Source organism: Streptomyces resistomycificus (assembly GCF_001514265.1).
Lineage (GTDB): Bacteria > Actinomycetota > Actinomycetes > Streptomycetales > Streptomycetaceae > Streptomyces > Streptomyces resistomycificus.
This window is the reverse complement of record NZ_KQ949007.1, coordinates 52,972-71,622: the sequence shown is the minus strand read 5'-3', so window position 1 is coordinate 71,622 and position 18,651 is coordinate 52,972. Positions and strand designations below refer to the sequence as shown.

Annotated in this window: 11 protein-coding genes; 3 read left to right on the top strand and 8 right to left on the bottom strand. The window is 69.9% G+C overall.

Annotated features, from left to right (window positions below; all coding sequences use genetic code 11):
• The first annotated feature begins 376 nt into the window (after positions 1–376).
• The gene (gene lexA / locus AQJ84_RS38470) at positions 377–1,156 is read left to right on the top strand and encodes a transcriptional repressor LexA (protein ID WP_030038938.1); all 780 of its coding nucleotides are present in this window, start codon (positions 377–379) and stop codon (positions 1,154–1,156) included.
• A gap of 170 nt (positions 1,157–1,326) precedes the next feature.
• Here the strand turns inward: lexA and AQJ84_RS38465 are convergent, their stop codons facing one another.
• The 4 genes from AQJ84_RS38465 to AQJ84_RS38450 all read right to left on the bottom strand — a co-directional run bounded on the left by AQJ84_RS38465 (position 1,327) and on the right by AQJ84_RS38450 (position 8,430).
• Positions 1,327–3,315 carry an ATP-dependent DNA helicase gene (locus AQJ84_RS38465; protein ID WP_030038937.1) on the bottom strand — a complete coding sequence of 663 codons (1,989 nt, stop codon included), beginning with the start codon at positions 3,313–3,315 and terminating at the stop codon, positions 1,327–1,329.
• A 249-nt stretch (positions 3,316–3,564) separates the two neighbouring features.
• Entirely contained in the window at positions 3,565–4,392 is an 828-nt protein-coding gene (locus AQJ84_RS38460; protein WP_030038936.1) for a GNAT family N-acetyltransferase, read from the bottom strand.
• Positions 4,393–4,517: 125 nt separating this feature from the next.
• Positions 4,518–6,581, bottom strand: a complete 2,064-nt coding sequence (locus AQJ84_RS38455; RefSeq protein WP_374935218.1) for an IucA/IucC family protein — start codon at positions 6,579–6,581, stop codon at positions 4,518–4,520.
• A gap of 241 nt (positions 6,582–6,822) precedes the next feature.
• A complete protein-coding gene (locus AQJ84_RS38450; RefSeq protein WP_079022638.1) occupies positions 6,823–8,430 on the bottom strand; it encodes an aminotransferase class III-fold pyridoxal phosphate-dependent enzyme in 1,608 nt (535 codons plus the stop codon).
• Between the two features lie 678 nt (positions 8,431–9,108).
• Between AQJ84_RS38450 and AQJ84_RS38445 the strand changes: the two genes are divergently transcribed.
• On the top strand, positions 9,109–10,332 hold the full coding sequence (locus AQJ84_RS38445) for a trypsin-like serine peptidase (protein WP_030038932.1): 1,224 nt from the start codon (positions 9,109–9,111) through the stop codon (positions 10,330–10,332).
• Positions 10,333–10,555: 223 nt separating this feature from the next.
• A complete protein-coding gene (locus AQJ84_RS38440; protein WP_030038931.1) occupies positions 10,556–11,758 on the top strand; it encodes a trypsin-like serine peptidase in 1,203 nt (400 codons plus the stop codon).
• Between the two features lie 129 nt (positions 11,759–11,887).
• Here the strand turns inward: AQJ84_RS38440 and hflX are convergent, their stop codons facing one another.
• The 4 genes from hflX to dapF all read right to left on the bottom strand — a co-directional run bounded on the left by hflX (position 11,888) and on the right by dapF (position 18,586).
• Positions 11,888–13,381 carry a GTPase HflX gene (gene hflX, locus AQJ84_RS38435; RefSeq protein WP_030038930.1) on the bottom strand — a complete coding sequence of 498 codons (1,494 nt, stop codon included), beginning with the start codon at positions 13,379–13,381 and terminating at the stop codon, positions 11,888–11,890.
• Between the two features lie 168 nt (positions 13,382–13,549).
• On the bottom strand, positions 13,550–15,043 hold the full coding sequence (locus AQJ84_RS38430) for a M1 family metallopeptidase (protein ID WP_030038929.1): 1,494 nt from the start codon (positions 15,041–15,043) through the stop codon (positions 13,550–13,552).
• 224 nt (positions 15,044–15,267) lie between these two features.
• A complete protein-coding gene (locus AQJ84_RS38425) occupies positions 15,268–17,508 on the bottom strand; it encodes a RelA/SpoT family protein (RefSeq protein WP_030038928.1) in 2,241 nt (746 codons plus the stop codon).
• Between the two features lie 208 nt (positions 17,509–17,716).
• Complete coding sequence (gene dapF / locus AQJ84_RS38420) at positions 17,717–18,586, bottom strand: diaminopimelate epimerase (RefSeq protein WP_030038927.1); 870 nt, start codon at positions 18,584–18,586, stop codon at positions 17,717–17,719.
• Positions 18,587–18,651: the final 65 nt, after the last annotated feature.

Sequence of the window (18,651 nt, the reverse complement as noted above, 5' to 3'; positions counted from 1 at the left end):
TCGCTCGCGCAGGACCACGTGCCACCTGCGCGAACCGGCCCACCGGCACGGAACCGCACAGCCGTATCGCTGCGACACATGCGGAGATACCGTGGGCGCCGCAGGGAGGGCGCGTGGGATTCCGGCAGAGATGGGGGCCGGTTCCGAGCGGGCCGAAAGGCGGATGGCAGACTGGGGCAACACCCACGAGGCCACCACCCCGGCGGTGAAGAGTACAACAATGGGCGCTTTTGTCTGCGAGGCGCCGCGTCATCTATACACCCGGCCACATGATCGCGTCAGGCTATTCACGTTTTTTCACTCGAACGTGTGTTTGGCGCAACCTTTCGAAAGCAACTACCGTTGTCCAGCAGGGAGACCATCGAGAGGGGCCGACGTGACCACCACCGCAGACAGCGCCACCATCACTGCCCAGGACCGCTCCCAGGGCCGACTCGAGCCGGTGCATGCGATGAACGAAGCCATGAATCCCGAGGGGCACAAGCGCTCCCTGCCGGGCCGACCTCCAGGCATCCGGGCGGACAGCTCCGGACTCACGGACAGGCAACGCCGGGTGATCGAGGTCATCAGGGACTCCGTGCAGCGGCGCGGCTACCCGCCGTCGATGCGGGAGATCGGCCAGGCGGTCGGCCTGTCCAGCACCTCGTCCGTCGCACACCAGCTCATGGCACTGGAGCGCAAGGGCTTCCTGCGCCGCGACCCGCACCGCCCGCGTGCCTACGAGGTGCGGGGCTCCGACCAGGCTTCCTCGGCCCAGCCCACGGACACAGCGGGCAAGCCCGCCGCGTCGTACGTACCTCTGGTCGGCCGGATCGCCGCCGGTGGCCCGATCCTCGCGGAGGAATCGGTCGAGGACGTCTTCCCCCTCCCCCGCCAGTTGGTCGGCGACGGTGAGCTGTTCGTCCTGAAGGTCGTCGGCGATTCCATGATCGAGGCCGCGATCTGCGACGGCGACTGGGTCACGGTCCGCCGCCAGCCGGTCGCCGAGAACGGTGACATCGTCGCCGCGATGCTCGACGGCGAGGCGACCGTCAAGCGTTTCAAGCGCGAGGACGGCCATGTCTGGCTCCTCCCGCACAACGCCGCGTACGAGCCGATTCCCGGTGACGACGCGACCATCCTCGGCAAGGTGGTGGCGGTACTTCGGCGCGTGTGACGGCCGCGGCCGGCGGCCCGTGCGAGCGGCCGGCCCTCTGACCGGGCCCCGGGACCTCTGCGCCGGTTCCGGGGCCCTGTGCTGTGCGCGCCCGGGTGACAAAGGGCTTTCGATCGGGGTTGGCCTGTCCCGGCGTCGGGACAGGCCAACCCCCGATCATTCGTCCGTGATCATTCGTCCGTGGCTTCGGTTTCCGCCTTCTGTGCCACCGCGTCGATGGCGGCCAGCGACTTGCGGACCTGGTTACGGTCCGTCGTGTACCAGAAGTCGGGCAGTGACGCCTTCAGGTAGCTCCCGTACCGCGCAGTCGCCAGACGCTGATCCAGTACGGCGACCACACCGCGGTCCCCCGAAGCGCGTACGAGGCGACCGGCGCCCTGGGCCATCAGCAGGGCCGCGTGGGTGGCGGCGACCGACATGAAGCCGTTGCCCCCGGCGTCCTCCACCGCCTTCTGGCGGGCGCTCATCAGCGGATCGTCCGGCCTGGGGAACGGAATCTTGTCCATGACGACCAGCTGACAGCTCGGGCCGGGCACGTCGACGCCCTGCCATAGCGACAGCGTGCCGAAGAGACACGTCCTCGGATCGGCCGCGAAGTTCTTGATCAGTTCGCCGAGGGTCTCCTCACCCTGCAGGAGGATGGGGAACTCGGGGATTCGGGAGCGGAGTTCCTCCGCCGCCAGTTGGGCCGCCCTCATCGAGGAGAACAGGCCCAGGGTGCGTCCGCCGGCAGCCTGGATCAGTTCGGTGAGTTCGTCGAGCATGTCCGCGCGGTCGCCGTCGCGCGCCGGGCGGGCCAGGTGCTTGGCGACATAGAGGATGCCCTGCCTGGGGTAGTCGAAGGGCGAGCCGACATCGACGCCCTTCCACTGCGGGACGTCCTCGCCCTCAGTGCCTTCGGGGGCCAGGCCCAGCGAGGCACCGACACCGTTGAAGTCGCCGCCCAGCTTCAGCGTCGCTGACGTCAGGACGACTGAGCGGTCCGCGAAGAGCTTCTCCCTCAGCAGGCCCGAGACCGACATGGGAGCGACGCGCAGGGAGGCACCGAATCGGTCATGGCGCTCGTACCAGACGACGTCCCATTCGGAGCCGTTGGTGATCCGCTCCGAGACGTCGTGCACGCTCTCCACCGAGGCCAGCGCCTGCTTGCGGACCGCGTCCTCGTCCTGGACGGACTTGTCGCGGGTGGCGCCGATCCCCGAGATCACGGTGCGGCATGCGTCTCGCAAGGCCATCAGCGCGTAGCCGAGGTCCTCCGGAACCTCCTCCAGCCGCCCGGGAAGGGCGAGCTCCATCACCCGCTCGAAGCCCTCGGCAGCGGTCTGGAGCTGGTCTGCCGCCTTCTCGTTGACGAGCTTCGCCGCACGACGCACCGCGCGGTTGACCTGCCCGGGCGTGAGTTCGCCGGTGGCGACACCGGTGACCCGGGAGACCAGTTCGTGGGCCTCGTCGACGATCAGCACCTCGTGCTGAGGGAGAACCGGGGCACCCTCGATGGCGTCGATGGCGAGCAGTGCGTGGTTGGTGACGACGACCTCGGAGAGCTTGGCGCGCTCGCGGGCCATCTCGGCGAAGCACTCGGCCCCGTACGCGCACTTCGAGGCACCCAGGCACTCCCTCGACGAGACCGAAATCTGGGCCCAGGCGCGGTCGGAGACGCCGGGCGTCAGGTCGTCGCGGTCGCCGGTCTCGGTCTCGTCCGCCCAGTCACGCATGCGGAGCAGGTCCTGCCCCAGCTTGCTGGTGGGTGCGGCCGCCTCGAACTGGTCGAAAAGGCCCTCCTCCTCGTCCTGCGGGACGCCCTCGTGGAGCCGATGCAGACACAGGTAGTTGGACCTGCCCTTGAGCATCGCGAACTCCGGGCGGCGGCGCAGCAGCGGATGCAGCGCGTCGACCGTGCGGGGCAGGTCGCGCTCCACGAGCTGGCGCTGCAGGGCAAGAGTGGCGGTCGCTACGACGACGCGCTCCCCGTGCGCGAGCGCGGGCACGAGATAGCCCAGCGACTTTCCGGTGCCGGTGCCGGCCTGGACCAGAAGATGGGAGCCGTCGTCGATCGCGTCAGCGACGGCTTCGGCCATGGTCACCTGGCCTGGGCGCTCCGCGCCGCCGACGGCAGTGACGGCAGCATGCAGGAGTTCGGGGAGTGAGGGCTTCGTCATAGCGCGACCACCCTACGACCCGGCACTGACAAACGGGTGATCAAGGCGGTGACGAGGGGCGGGATCAAGACCGGGTGCTCCTCGGATGGGGATGGGATCGGACAGGTTGCTGCCTGACAGGCCCGCTCGGCCTTGACTCTGGCTGCCTCGACCAGGACGGAGGCCGCTGGCTGGAAAACCCGTGTGACGCGAGTGGGAACCGGATCGGCTCGAGCGGTGTACCAAAAGTGATGACGCTGCGACGTGGCGTCACAGCAGATGCCGCAGGTGCCGGTCTCGGGCCATGAGGGCGACTTGTCTGGTGGGTAGGTCGACCTCGGCAGCGAAGCCGAAGCCCGCGCTGAGAAAGGCGGCGATGGAGGGAATGTTGCGCAGGTCGGGTTCCGCGATCACGCGGGTACAGGCGAACCGCTTGTCGAGTACGAGATCGGCGACGGCTCGCAACAGAGTGCCGCCGAGCCCCCTCCCGCGGTCGGCGACACTGCCGATCAGGAGGTGGATCCCGGTGTCGTGAGGTCGGGCGGGATAGTGACGGGCCAGTTGATCGAGGTCTGCCCGGTAGATCTCCCAGTAGCTCATCGGCGTGCCCTCCAGCACGCCGAGGCATGGAACGCTGCGTCCGTCGCCGGCGAGCTGCGCCCGTAGGTGGCGGTCCGTGACGGACTGATGTCCCCCCAGCTCCCAGAACTCCGCGACGGCGGGGTCGTTCATCCAACGGCTGACAAGCGGCAGATCCCGGTCCAGGCATACGGGAACGAGATGGAACATCCCTGCGGGGGTGGCGGTCGGACCCCACTCTGCTACGCGGTCGAGCAGGTCGTCGGCTGCCGGTGACACGCCGGCAGACGGTGCCGTGACCTCAGCGTGGTCGCGGACCGGACAGCAGTCGGTGCACTGCTTCTCCTCGAAGAGCGCGATGAGTTCATCGGGGAGGCGCAGCTCCAGCGTGTCTTCGCAGTCGAGGGCTTCGGCATCGCTCGTCTCGGCACGGACCGGGCTCAGGCTCGTACCGGAACCGGTGTGGGGGCCGGTGCCGGCGACGGGGGTGGTGCCGGCGCCGGCGTCGGAGTGAGGCACGGCGACGCTCCTCTCAGCAGAGGGGGTGGGCTGTCCTTGGAGGTGGTGTCGGTCGGAGGTGGTGAGGGATATCGGACGCAGATGGAGAGGGGCTGGCGATGGTCACTCGTAGCGATCAGCAGCGATCAGCGATGTAGGGGGTTGGTGATGGTGACGTAGACGGACTGGGTCGCCACCGGGCCGACGAGTTCGTCAAGGCCGTGCAGCCGGGTGAGCAGGTTCGCCTTGCAGCGCAGGACGGGCATGTCGAGCAGACGGGCGGGCAGCGTGGTGCTCAGTCGGGCGGGGCCCGAGGTCACGTCGGTGAGGAAGCCTCGGAAGGCCGCCAGTAGGAGTTGCTCGTCGGCGAGACGCTGGGAGCCGAACGCTCCGATGAGGCCGAGGACGTTGTTGATCGCGAGGTAGTACGCGAATCGTTCCTCGGTGACCTCGTCGGAGACGAAGGTGTCGCTCTGCTCGCCGATGCCGGGCAGCCGGGCGTCGAGTTCCGCGCGCCGGGACTCGCGGAAGTAGTAGCCCTGGTTGTCGCGGTAGCGGCCTCCGATGGGCCAGCCGTCGCCGTCCAGCAGGAGCAACGTGTTCTGTTGGTGCGCTTCCAGGGCGATTCCCGCTTCCGCGTCCAGCCAGAGCACCGGCCGGACGACGTGCTGGAGGTAGCGCAGGAACCACTCGGCGGCCACGGCTCCGCGGGACCGACCGGTCCGGTCTGCGAGGCGGGTGACCACCTCGGCCAGTCGGGACAGCATGACCGGTTGATCGGCGTGCTGCCGCCGGCCCTCGGCGGCGTGCGGTGACGGGGAGGGGCGGGGTGAGATGAATCCGGCGACGCAGGAGACGTCGTCCTGAGGGCCGAACGGGTTGTGCCGGATCATCACGTCGAGGCCGGGCACGGGGTTGCCGTCCGGATCATCGACGGCAAGCCAGGCCGGGTCCCGGACGATGTCGAACCCGGGGTGAGCCGCCTGCCATTGCTTGGAGAGGCCGCTCCGGAGCAGCCGCTGAACCTCGACTCCGCGCTGGAGTTCCTTACGGAGGTTCTCACGGCGGGAGTTGGTGATGTGCAAGCCAAGGGACAACTTGAGCATGGCAGGGGCGCCGGAGCGATAGACGGTTCGTACGGAGGAGGTGGGGTGCCATGACAAACCGTGCCTGCCGAGGTCCTTGAGCAGTCCTGCGTCGAACAGGGCAGCGGTCTCGGAGCGGTGCAGTACTTCGCGGAGTTGCCATGGATGCAGGGGCAGGGCCGTGTGGCCGTCGGGCAGCGGCAATCCGGGGCCCGCGAGCCGTGCGGTGAGCTGGGCGGCGGAGATCGGGCGGCCGCGTTCGGTCCAGGCGGAGTCGGTGGCCAAGGCGGAGGGAGCAACGGCCAGCCAGTGCAGGGGGAAGGAGCCACGCGACTCTGGTGAGTACAACCGCGCTTCTGCTTCGGAAAGGCCTTCGCGGCTCTTCGGAGTCGGATGCAGCGGGTGTCCGAGCACGAGTGCTTGCTCTGCGGCGAGAAGGAGATCCGGCGGGTCCGCCGTGTGCTTCCGTCGCTCGGTCAGGAAGGCGGCGGTTCGGCGAACTGAGTCAGCCACACGTGCGACGAGATCGGCACCGGCTGAAACTGGGGCAGGGGGTGCCTGGTGAGGAGCGTGGGCCGGGGGGACGGGTGGGGTGATGTCGGGGGCGGTCGTGCCGGTCGGGATCTCACGCGTGAGCAGGGCAGCGACGGTGACCGCGTCGCACGGTGGGGAGAAGTCCCCGGCGCCTGCGAGGTACGGCGGACCGAAGCGGTGCCAGCCTGTCGGGGACCAGTAGTACACGGGAACCGAGAGGGTTGTGCCGCTGGCTGGGAGGGGGATGCGGAGGGTGCCGTTGTCGGGTGCGGGCAGATCGGCCTCGCGGACCCAACAGCGCAGCAGGTTCTCCACGGTTGCGGCTTCGGCAGCCGTGTGTGGGTCCGCATGCTCCAAGAGGTCTGTGGCGGTGCCTCGCATCGACTTCGCCCCCGTCGGGTGCCGCCCCTGTACCGGAACTCTCTCCGCCGGCCTTACGGCCGAGCCTGCCTCCTCTGTGAAGGCCTCCGCACGCTGGTCAGGCGACTGCCTGGTGATCGGCGTAGATCGTGGTCCAGGAGAGAGCGGGCCGCCGGAGACGCCGTCGGTGTGCGGGTGGGCACGGCCGTCGGGTTCGAGAGTGGTGTTCAAGGCTGGGTTCCTAGGGGTGGTTCTGGTGCGAGCGGCCGAAGCGAATCGGTTGGTGTGTGATGAGGCGGCAGAAGGCGGGGGTTGGGGATCAGGTGGTCAGGTGGGTGTGCTGAAGGTCAGGTTCTTCGAGGAGGGGCTCCGCGGCGAAGGTCGGGAAGAGGGGGCACGGATGGGCGCAGGCACCCGTAGGGCCACAGCGACGGCGACCGGGCTGACCCGCCTGCTCGGTGCGGTGACCAGGTCAGCCGGCCTGGTCGTGCGGCGGGTGCTGCTGGTCCTGGCGGTGCGGCCTGGATCCCGATGCGGCGTAGTTCCTAGCGACGTTTGCCACCGCATCAGCCAGTCGGTCCAGTACCGCGGTCGCTTGTCCGTCGGTGATCGTCAGTGGCGGAAGCAGCCGGATGACGCTCGTGCGACGGCCACCCAGATCGACGATGAGGCCTCGGCGCAGGCACTCACGCTGGACGGCGGCGGCGAGTTCGGGAGCGGCCGGGCGGGGGCCTCCCATGAAGGCACCGCCGTCGTGACCAGAGACATCAAGGCCGCTCCTCGCCCCTGCTCCTTCCGCAGGCCGATCCGCCGTCACCACCCGATGCCTGCCGTCGGCCCCGACCTCGGCCTCGACCTGGGCCTGGGCTTGGGCCTCGGTCAGACCTACCTCGGCATCCCCCGCGGGGTCGACCAGCTCGATCCCGATCAGCAGGCCCCGGCCCCGGATGTCACCGAGGATGGGGAACTCGCGTGCAAGCGATCGCAGTTGGTCGAGCATGCGGGAGCCAATGGCCCCGGCCCGTTCCCCGAGGCTGTTTTCGCGGACGTAGGACAGGGTCGCCGTGCCTGCGGCCATGGCCAGTTGGTTTCCCGGGAACGCCGCTGTGGGGGTGTGAGGTTCGCCGGCATCGAGGTCGTCCCGGTAGACGAGTACGGCCAGGGGGAGGCTGCCGCCGATGGCGTTGGAGAGGACCATCACGTCGGGTGTGACGCCGCTGTGGTCCACCGCCCAGAAGGCACCGGTGCGCCCCACTCCGGTCTGGATTTCGTCGGCGATCAGGGGCACGGAGCGATCCGCGGTGAGTTGCCGCATGCGTCGCATCCAAGCGTCAGGCGGGGTGATCACGCCGTCCTCGCTCCGGACGGGCTCGAGGAGCATGCCGGCAGGCAGTGCCAGCCCGGAAACGGGGTCGAGGACGGACTCGGTCCACCGAGCGGCGAGTTCGGCGCCACGAGCGCTGCCGATACCGAAGGGGCAGCGGTAGTCCTGTGCTTGAGGCAGGCCGGCCGAGGACGGGTGGGTGGGGTCTCGTGGCATCGGGGGCGCTTCAGTGGTCGCCCCGTCAGGGACACCCGTGAAGGCCAGCATGCCGCTGCGCCCTGTTGCCGACTGGACGAGCTGCTCAGCCGCTTTGACCGCGTCCGTACCGGCTGGTCCGCAGAATCGCACCCGTGCGCGGTCGGCGAGCCCGGGTGGAAGTGTGCGGAACAGTTCGGTGACGAAGGCGTCCTTGACGGGGGTCGCGAGGTCGAGGGCGTGCAATGGGGCACCCGAATCGAGGACCTTGCGGATCGCCTCCAGGACGACGGGGTGGTTGTGACCGAGGGCCAGGGCGCCCGCCCCCGAGAGGCAGTCCAGGTAACGGCGGCCGTCCGCACCCTCGATGGTCAGCCCGCGCGCTCGCACCGGCACGATGGGCAGGGCACGAGCGTAGGTGCGCGCTGCGGGCTCGCGTACCGACTGACGTCGCAGGATGCCCTCGTGCACGAAGCGCGCGCCACGGGACGACTCCGTGCGAGCACACGCCTCGGCGGCCGCCTCATGCGCCCTCGCAGCAATCTCACCAAGCCCGGTCATGACTGCCTCCAAGCCCCGACCCCAACCACACTCCCCTTCACAGCCACGGTTCCCCGCTCTCCCGCCGTCCAGGGGCAAGCCGTCCTCGCGTCCTCGCCCAACCCGACATACGAAACCCCGCGGGCGTTCACTCGAAGATCCTCGAAAGCTGAAGGGAATGGGACGCGGGGGCCGCGGCTGCCCCGCCCGCACGACCGACCTGGGAGAGAGGCCCCGTCGCTACCAACCCCGGACCGCTCCGCGGGTTACGGGTTGCCTCAAGATCCCTGCAGCCGGCCGGCGAGATCCCCACCCAGGCATCGGTCGGACCGCGGCTCCACGCAACACACGTGCCCATCCGCAGCCATTGGCGGCAACACGACCCAACGGCCCCGAAAGGACCAGACGCCAGCAGACGGAAAGCTGCCGGCTCTCCGGACGATTGCCAGATCAGACAGCTCGTAGCGAAACCGTTGCCCTCCCGGCGGAAGTCCCCCACAGCGAGCGCATAGTGTGTGATGCCGTTCCAACACACCGTGGGCTCAGCGTATGAGCAGACCGATGTGGACCGGTTCGCAGGGATCGGATCCGACTGTCCGGATCCGCTGTCCGGATCCGGTCAGCTCGACTCGGGTCGATCCGGTCCTGCCGGGTTCACGGCACAGCAAACAGTTCGTTCACCTCAGGGGGAGTCAGACCATGCGACCGATCCGGCCGTCCTACACCGCCCGTCGCGGCAGGAACGCGCGCCGCAGAACCTCCCCCGTGCTGGCCGCGGTTGCCCTTGCCTCGGCCCTCGCGCTCACCGCCACGGCCTGCGACTCGGGGGCCGCCGAGGCCGGCGGCGGGGCCTCTGCCTCGGCCACGTCCACGGGTGACAACAAGATCACGATCCCGGACGACATCAAGGACAAGCTCAAAGAGCACGGCATCGACCTCGACAACTGGAAGAACGGCGCCTGGAAGGACTGGAGCAAAGAGGACTGGCTGCGCGAGGCCGACGAGTACATCAACCCGATCATCGAGGGTCTCTGGGATCCGGACCGGATGCGGGAGGCCGAGGACCCGGACAACGCCGTCGACGACAGCGACCTCTCCGGCGACCAGGGCGTGACCGACCCGGAACCCGCGCCTGTGGACGCGAAGGCCGTTTCGCCTACGTACCACGACAACGTGCCCGAAGCAGGCAAGGTGTTCTTCGACTCCCCCGAAGGCACGATGGTCTGCTCCGCGACGGTCGTGCAGGACCCGGCTCACCCCGGCAAGTCCAACATGGTGTGGACGGCCGGCCACTGTGTGCACGCCGGCAAGAAGGGCGGCTGGTACCGCAACATCGCGTTCGTGCCGTCGTACAACGACGAGGCGATGGCGACCGAGCAGCTGGGAAGCGCCACCGAGGAGCAGGTCGCTCCCTACGGTGTCTGGTGGGGCGACTGGGCCCAGACCTCGGACCAGTGGATCGAGCAGGGCGGCGCGACCGGCGGTGACGGCGCCTCGTACGACTTCGCGGTCATCCATGTGACCCCGGAGGAGGGAAGCGGCGGTAAGTCCCTGGAGGAGACGGTGGGTTCGGCCCTGCCGGTGGACTTCAAGGCGCCGGCCGTGACGAAGGTGCCGAGCATCACGGCGACCGGCTACCCGGCGGCGGCACCCTTCGACGGCGAGACCATGTACCAGTGCACGGACAAGCCGGGGCGGCTGTCGATCAGCGCCCCGGACCCGACGATGTACCGCATCGGCTGCACCATGACGGGCGGTTCGTCGGGTGGCGGCTGGGTCGCGACCGGCTCGGACGGCAAGCCGGCGCTGGTCTCCAACACCTCGATCGGTCCGGTGACGGCGGGCTGGCTGGCAGGTCCGCGACTGGGTGAGGTGGCCAAGGGTGTGTACGACTCGGTGAGCGACAAGTTCGCCGGACAGTGACCGGTCGCTGAGCTCGAGCGGCGGTGAGGTGGGACGAACGGCGGCGCGGTGGGCATGACGTGGAACCTTCACCGCCTCGCCGCCGTTCACCCCCAACTGCACGGGCATAGTGGGGTGTCGTCCGCTGGGAAGATCCACCGGGTCACCCCCAGCGGACGACAAGCCCATGACATTCACGGCCTGAGCCGCGCACCGCGCACGTACCCACGGGGGTTACCGCACCATGCGTTCCACACGTACGCCCGCAGCACCACGCCACGGGCGGCGCACTCGCAATTTCCTCACCGTCACCGGCCTCGTCTGCGCCCTGGCCCTGACCGCGACCGCGTGCAACGGCTCGGACGAGGACACCGCCGGCGACAAGCCCGCCGCCGGCTCTTCCCGGACCGCCCCGGGCAAGGTCAAGATCCCCGCCGGTGTCGCCGACAAGCTCAGGGAGCACGGCATCGATGTCGACGACTGGGCGGCCGGCGGCTGGAAGGACTGGGACAGGGACAAGTGGCTCAGTGACGCCAAGGACTTCGTCAACCCGGTGATCGAGGGTCTGTGGAAACCCGAGCGGATGCAGTCCGCCAAGGAGGCCAACAAGACCCTCTCGACGAAGGACGCCGCAGCCGACCAGGGCCTCAGCGACCCGGAGCCGGCGCCGGTCGAGGCCACGGCGGAGAAGACGCCGTACCACCAGAACGCGGCCCCGGTCGGCAAGGTCTTCTTCGACACCCCGGAAGGCCCGGCAGTCTGCTCCGGCACCGTCGTCAAGGACGTGAACCATCCGGGCAGGTCCAACCTCGTGTGGACGGCCGGCCACTGCGTGCACGCCGGGGGCAACGGAGGCTGGTACCGCAACATCGTCTTCGTCCCCGCGTACAACGACCTCGGCAAGTCCGAGGCGCAGCTCGCCGACGCGTCCGCCGCTGAAGTCGCGCCCTACGGCAACTGGTGGGTGGACTGGGCGTCGACGTCGAACGGCTGGATCCAGGGCGGTTCGGAGACCGGCGGCACGGGTGCCGCGTACGACTACTCGGTGCTGCATGTGAAGCCGGAGTCCGGCGCCAAGTCCCTGGAGGAGACCACCGGCGCACTGGATGTCGACTTCTCCGCCCCGTCCGCGACCGAGGTCGCCACGATGGGCGCCTGGGGATACCCGGCCGCCCCGCCGTACAACGGTCTCAAGATGTTCAAGTGCCTCGACCGGCCGGGGCGGTTCTCGCTCAGCACGAGCCTGCCGACGATGTACCGCATCGGCTGCACCATGACGGGCGGCTCCTCTGGCGGCGGCTGGTTCCGCGTGGTGGACGGCAGGACCAAGCTGGTCTCGAACACCTCGATCGGCCCGACGGACAACACCTGGCTCGCCGGCCCCCAGCTGGGCCAGGACGCCGAGGCGCTCTACGAGAACATGAGCAAGACGTACGGCGGTCGGTGACAACGCCGACGACACCGGCACTGTCACCGACACGCTGAAGCCCCGCCCCCTGTGACAGGAGGCGGGGCTTCACGCTGCACATCGCACCGGACGTGGATCAGACCGGGCGTGGATCAGACCGGCTGTGGATCAGACCGCGGGAGCGGGCACGTACGGCGCGAGGTCCGCCGCCAGTTCCTCGTGGACCCGCACCTTCAGCAGGGTGCCCTCCGGGGTGTGCTCCGCGGAGATCACCTCGCCCTCGTCGTGAGCGCGCGCGACCAGCTTGCCGTGCGTGTACGGCACGAGCGCCTCCACCTCGACGGACGGCCGCGGCAGCTCGTTGTCGATCAGCGCGAGCAGTTCGTCGATGTTCTGGCCGGTGCGGGCCGAGACCGCGATGGAGCGCTTCTCGATCCGCATGAGCCGCTGAAGCGTCAGCGGGTCCGCCGCGTCGGCCTTGTTGATCACGACGATCTCGGGCACGCCGGTGGCGCCGACGTCCCTGATCACCTCGCGCACGGCGGCCAGCTGCTCCTCCGGGTTCGGGTGCGAGCCGTCCACCACGTGCAGGATCAGGTCGGACTCGCCGACCTCCTCCATGGTGGAGCGGAACGCCTCGACCAGGTGGTGCGGCAGGTGCCGGACGAAACCGACGGTGTCAGCCAGCGTGTACAGCCGGCCGCTCGGGGTCTCGGCCCGGCGGACGGTCGGGTCCAGGGTCGCGAACAGGGCGTTCTCGACCAGCACTCCCGCGCCCGTGAGACGGTTGAGCAGCGAGGACTTGCCGGCGTTGGTGTAGCCCGCGATGGCGACCGAGGGCACCTTGTTGCGCTTGCGCTCCTGGCGCTTGATCTCGCGGCCGGTCTTCATGTCCGCGATCTCCCGGCGCATCTTCGCCATCTTCTCGCGGATCCGACGCCGGTCCGTCTCGATCTTGGTCTCACCGGGACCACGGGTGGCCAGGCCGCCGCCCTTGCCGCCGCCCATCTGACGGGACAGCGACTGACCCCAGCCTCGCAGCCTCGGCAGCATGTACTGCATCTGCGCGAGTGCGACCTGTGCCTTGCCCTCTCGGGACTTGGCGTGCTGGGCGAAGATGTCGAGGATCAGGGCCGTACGGTCGATGACCTTGACCTTGACGACGTCTTCGAGGTGGATGAGCTGGCCCGGGCTGAGCTCACCGTCGCAGATGACGGTGTCGGCGCCCGTTTCGAGCACGATGTCACGCAGCTCGTCGGCCTTGCCGGAGCCGATGTAGGTGGCCGCGTCGGGCTTGTCGCGGCGCTGGGTCACGCCGTCGAGCACGAGCGCACCCGCGGTCTCCGCGAGGGCGGCGAGCTCGGCGAGGGAGTTGTCCGCGTCCTGCACGGTCCCCGAGGTCCAGACTCCGACGAGTACGACCCGCTCCAGACGGAGCTGTCGGTACTCGACCTCGGTGACGTCCTCGAGTTCGGTGGAGAGGCCCGCGACGCGGCGCAGGGCCGCACGCTCGGAGCGGTCGAACTGGTCGCCGTCCCGTTCTCCGTCGATCTCGTGGCTCCAGGCGACGTCCTCTTCCATCAGGGCATCGGCCCGAAGACCTTCGGCGTAACCATGCGCGAGGCGCTGTGTGTCCTGGGAAGAAGATGAAGAGGAGGTCATTGGATCCTTACGTCGTTGGGGATTCCGATGGGGCGGCGACAGTGCGGAAGCGGATTGCCGAGCCGTCCCGTCACTGTTCACAACGCACGAGCACTCGGGGAGATTCCCGTGCCCCGTGCCGCGCCGACCTGAAGATGGTCGCACGGCACGGCCCGTCTCGTCACCGTGTTATTCGGCGGCGGTCTGCGCGGGTGCGGCCGACTTCCAGTCCGGGTGGCCGGGCATCGGCGGCGTCTTCTCGCCGTAGAGCCAGCCCTCGAAGAACCCGCCCAGCTCGCGGCCGGAGACCTCCTCGGCGAGCTCGACGAAGTCCGCGGTGGTGGCGACGCCGTCGCGGTGGCGGCTCACCCACGCCTTCTGCAGGCGCTCGAAGGCGGGACGGCCGATCTCCTGGCGCAGGGCGTACAGGGCAAGCGCGGCGCCGTCGTACACGTTCGGCCGGAAGATGCTGATCTTCTGGCCGGGCTTGGGTGCCTTGGGTGCGGCGGGCGGTCCGCCGGCCGCACGCCAGCGGTCGGAGGCGCCGTAGGCGGCCTTCATCCGGTCCTCCATGGGGCGGTTCGCCTTCTCCTCCGCGTACAGGGCCTCGTACCAGGTGGCGTGTCCCTCGTTCAGCCACAGGTCGGACCAGGTGCGGGGGCTGACGCTGTCGCCGAACCACTGGTGGGCCAGCTCGTGCACCATGATCGACTCGACGTACCACTTCGGGTAGGCGGGTTCGGTGAACAGGTCCCTCTCGAAGAGCGAGAGGGTCTGTGTCTCCAGTTCGAAGCCGGTGTCGGCCTCGGCCATCAGGAGCCCGTAGGCCTCGAAGGGGTACGGCCCGACCTTCTCCTCCATCCAGACGATCTGGTCGGGCGTCTTCGCCAGCCACGGCTCCAGCCGCTCACGGTCCTTGGTGGGTACGACGTCCCGAACGGGCAGTCCGTGCGGGCCGCTGCGGCGCAGCACCGTGGAGCGGCCGATCGACACCTGGGTGAGTTCGGTGGCCATGGGGTGCTGGGTCCGGTAGGTCCAGGTCGTCGCCCGGCCCGCCCGGTCCACGCCGGTCGGCAGACCGTTGGCGACGGCCGTGTACCCCTCGGGCGCGGTGACCCGGATGGTGAACATGGCCTTGTCCGAGGGGTGGTCGTTGCACGGGAACACCAGGTGGGCGGCGTCGGCCTGGTTGGCCATGGCGAGGCCGTCCGCGGTCCGCACCCAGCCGCCGTCCCGGTCCTCGGCGGAGACCGGATCGCTGGTGTGCCGGACGGTGACCCGCGTCCAGCTCCCTTCGGGCAGCGACTCCTCGGGCGTCACCACCAAGTCCTCACCCGCGCTGCTGAAGGCCGCCGCCTCACCGTCGACCTCGACCGACTCGACCTTGCCGTGTGCGAAGTCGAGGTTCACGTGGTCGAGGGAGGCCGTCGTCCAGGCGTCGATCGTGGTGACCGCCTGGAGGGGCTTGCTGTTGGTGCCCGGATAGGTGAACGAGAGGTCGTACGACGCCACGTCGTATCCGGGGTTGCCCAGGTACGGGAAGAGGCGGTCGCCGACACCCAGCGGGGTGGCGGGAGCGCTCGCGGCGACCAGGCAGACGGCGGAGGCGAGGAGCGCGGTCGCCCAGAGACGGCGGGCGGCTTTGGTGCGGGCTGGGGAAGCCGGGGTGCGGGGGGTGAGCATGGACCACGGCTACCAGCGCGGACGTGCCGTACGGCGACGGCGCGCGACCGGCCCACCCGAACGAGTAGGTCGGGCTGGGCGACGGGAGGGCACGACCGACCGCGCTCCTTCGAACGCCGCGCCTTGCGCGCGCTCGCATCGGCACCCGTGCAGAGGCACGCGCGCGTGCATCGCCCCGGTAGGGTCTCGTTCCTGCCGCCGGTTTCAGCCTGCTGGAGGCCGTGTCACCCGCCCGGCGTCTGGGCCCGGCTGACGTCGTACACGCCCGGCACGTTCCGCATCGCCCGCATCAGGGCGGGCAGGTGTGCCGCGTCGGGCAGTTCGACCGTGTAGGTGTGGCGGACGCGCTGCTGGCTCGGGGGCTCGACGGTCGCGGAGACGATCTCGGCGCCCTCCGAGGCCATCGCCTCCGTCAGGTCGGCGAGCAGATGCGGACGGCCGAACGATTCGGCGAACAGCGTGACCCGGCAGCCGCTGGTGTCCCCCCAGCGCACGCCGACCTCCGCGCGGTCCGCGTTCCGCATGCGCTCCACCGCCGCGCACTCCACCCGGTGGACTGTCACGGCTCCGCCGCGGACGGGGAAGCCGATCACCTCGTCGGGCGGTACGGGCGTGCAGCAACCCGCGAGTCGCACGCTCGCGCCGGGCTGGTCGACGACGGCGTTCGCGGCGACCGGACGGCCGGTGGGGCGGGGAGCCGAGGGGTTCGCGCCCGTGCAGCGTTCGGCGGGCCGGGCGGCGGGGTCTTCGAAGTCGCCGACGGCTGCCTCGGCCGAGTCCCCGGTGGTGCCGTCCCGGGACGGCACCTCGGTGCACTGGAAGGGGGCAACCGCTCCCTCGTCCTGCGCCTCGGCGGGCGTCGGATGCGTCGAGAGCCATCGTTGGATGGCGATCCGGGCGGCCGGCGTGTGCGCGTGCTCCAGCCACTCCCTGGAGGGCTCGGAGGCGGGATCCTGTCCCATGAGCAGCTGAACGGTGTCGCCGTCGCGCAGAACCGTGCTCAGGGTCGCCAGGCGGCCGTTGACGCGGGCGCCGAAGCACGCGTGCGCGTCCTCGCCGTACTGCGCGTACGCGGCGTCCACGCAGGTCGCGCCCTCGGGCAGGCCCAGGGTGCCGCCGTCGGGGCGGAAGACGGTGATCTCGCGGTCCTGCGCGAGGTCCTCGCGCAGGGTGGACCAGAAGGTGTCGGGGTCGGACGCGGCCTCCTGCCAGTCGAGGAGGCGGGAGAGCCAGCCGGGCCGGGTCGGGTCGATGCGCTCACCGTCGACCGTCGTGCTGTGCTCCTCGGAGGGAGAGGCGTAGGGATTGCCCAGGGCGACGACTCCGGCCTCGGCGACCTTGTGCATCTGGTGGGTGCGGATGAGGACTTCGGTGACCTGGCCGTCCGGACGGGCCAACGCCGTGTGCAGGGACTGGTAGAGGTTGAACTTGGGGACGGCGATGAAGTCCTTGAACTCCGAGACGACGGGCGTCATACAGGTGTGCAGTTCGCCGAGTACGCCGTAGCAGTCGGCGTCCTCGTTCACCAGGACCAGCAGGCGGCCGAAGTCGGCGCCGCGCAGGCGGCCGCGTTTGCGGGCCACCCGGTGTACGGAGACGAAGTGCCGTGGCCGGATGAGGACTTCGGCCGGGATGCCGGCGTCCCGCAGGACCGTGCGCATCGCGTCGGCCGTCTCGGCGAGCGGGTCGTCCGCGCGTGAGGCGTTGTCGACGATCAACTGGCGGGTGTGGGCGTACTCCTCGGGGTGGAGGATGGCGAAGACCAGGTCCTCCAGCTCGGTCTTGAGCGCCTGGACGCCGAGCCGTTCGGCGAGCGGGATGAGGACGTCCCGGGTGACCTTGGCGATGCGGGCCTGTTTCTCGGGGCGCATCACGCCGAGGGTGCGCATGTTGTGCAGCCGGTCGGCGAGTTTGATCGACATCACCCGGACGTCGTTGCCGGTGGCGACGAGCATCTTGCGGAAGGTCTCGGGCTCGGCGGCGGCGCCGTAGTCGACCTTCTCCAGTTTGGTGACGCCGTCGACGAGGAAGCGCACCTCCTCGCCGAACTGCTCACGGACCTGATCCAGCGTCACGTCCGTGTCCTCGACGGTGTCGTGGAGCAGAGAGGCCGTCAGGGTCGTTGTCTCGGCGCCGAGTTCGGCGAGGATCAGGGTCACGGCGAGCGGGTGGGTGATGTACGGCTCACCGCTCTTGCGCATCTGTCCGCGGTGCGAGGACTCCGCCAGGACGTAGGCACGGCGCAGCTGTTCGAGGTCGGCGTCGGGGTGATGCGCGCGGTGGGCGTCGACCACGTGGCCGATGGCGTCGGGCAGCCGGTCACGGGCGGTGGGGCCGAGCAACGCGGCGCGGCCGAGGCGGCGCAGGTCGATCCGGGGGCGGGCCTTCCTGCGGGGGACCGTCGGCAGCACCGGGCCTGAGGTCACCGGGCCTGGGCTCGCGGGATTCGTGGCCTCCGCACTCATGGGCACCTCCGGCTGCGTGGACCGGCGGACGGGGTGCCCCAGGGCGGACACGGCTCGGGGGATGGCATCAATCCCCCGTCCGGGCCGGTGCTTGATGCTACCGAGCCCACCACGTGCGGCTGACCGCCTCTCGCCGAGCGTGAAAAGGATCACCCATTAGAGCGATGCTTCGCAGGTTTACGGTTTCGCGTCTCGTGCCCGCGACGCGTCAGCGAAGGGAGCTTTCCAGCCAGTCCGCGTCGATCTCACCCTCGGCGACGATCACCGCGGGTCCGGTCATCTCGATCTCACCGTCGGGCCGCTCGGTGATCACCAGGGTGCCGCCGGGCACGTCGACGGTGTACGTCGCCGGAGTCCCGGTCACGGCCGGGTCGGCGCCGTCGCGGCGGGCTGTGGCCACGGCGACGGCGCACGCGCCCGTGCCGCAGGAGCGGGTCTCGCCGGAGCCGCGCTCGTGCACCCGCAGGGCGACGTGCCGGGGACCGCGGTCGACGACGAACTCGACGTTCACCCCGTCCGGATAGGCGGTGGCCGGGCTGAAGGGGGGCGGGGAGAACAGGTCGCCCGCGTGCTCGAGGTCGTCAACGAAGGCGACGGCGTGCGGGTTGCCCATGTTCACGTTGCGCGCGGGCCAGCTGCGTTCGCCGACACTGACCGTGACGTCCCCTTCGGGGAGCCGCGCCTTGCCCATGCCGACGGTGATCTCGCCGTTCTTGGCGAGGTGCACGGTCTTCACTCCCCCGCGTGTGGCGATCGCGAGGTCGCCCTCACCGGCGTACCCGGCGTGCTGGAGGTAGCGCGCGAAGACCCGCACGCCGTTGCCGCACATCTCCGCGATCGAGCCGTCGCCGTTGCGGTAGTCCATGAACCACTCCGCCTCGGCCGCCAGGTCCTTGGCCTCGGGGTGTGCCGCGGACCGCACCACGTGCAGCAGGCCGTCACCGCCGACGCCCGCCCGGCGGTCGCACAGGGCGACGACCGCGGCCGGGGACAGGTCCATGGCGTTCTCGGGGTCGGGGACGATCACGAAGTCGTTCTCGGTGCCGTGACCCTTGAGGAAGGCGATCCGCGTGCTCATTCCTCGATCGTACGGGGTGGCTCCGACATCCCCACGCGCGCGTGGAGGACGGTCCGGCCGAGGGC

Excerpts from the sequence above, each read along its gene's own strand:
- AQJ84_RS38465 (WP_030038937.1), bottom strand. The coding sequence starts at position 3,315 with ATGACGAAGCCCTCACTCCCCGAACTCCTGCATGCTGCCGTCACTGCC.
- AQJ84_RS38450 (WP_079022638.1), bottom strand. The coding sequence starts at position 8,430 with ATGACCGGGCTTGGTGAGATTGCTGCGAGGGCGCATGAGGCGGCCGCC.
- AQJ84_RS38445 (WP_030038932.1), top strand. The coding sequence starts at position 9,109 with ATGCGACCGATCCGGCCGTCCTACACCGCCCGTCGCGGCAGGAACGCG.
- AQJ84_RS38440 (WP_030038931.1), top strand. The coding sequence starts at position 10,556 with ATGCGTTCCACACGTACGCCCGCAGCACCACGCCACGGGCGGCGCACT.
- hflX (WP_030038930.1), bottom strand. The coding sequence starts at position 13,381 with ATGACCTCCTCTTCATCTTCTTCCCAGGACACACAGCGCCTCGCGCAT.
- AQJ84_RS38430 (WP_030038929.1), bottom strand. The coding sequence starts at position 15,043 with ATGCTCACCCCCCGCACCCCGGCTTCCCCAGCCCGCACCAAAGCCGCC.
- AQJ84_RS38425 (WP_030038928.1), bottom strand. The coding sequence starts at position 17,508 with ATGAGTGCGGAGGCCACGAATCCCGCGAGCCCAGGCCCGGTGACCTCA.
- dapF (WP_030038927.1), bottom strand. The coding sequence starts at position 18,586 with ATGAGCACGCGGATCGCCTTCCTCAAGGGTCACGGCACCGAGAACGAC.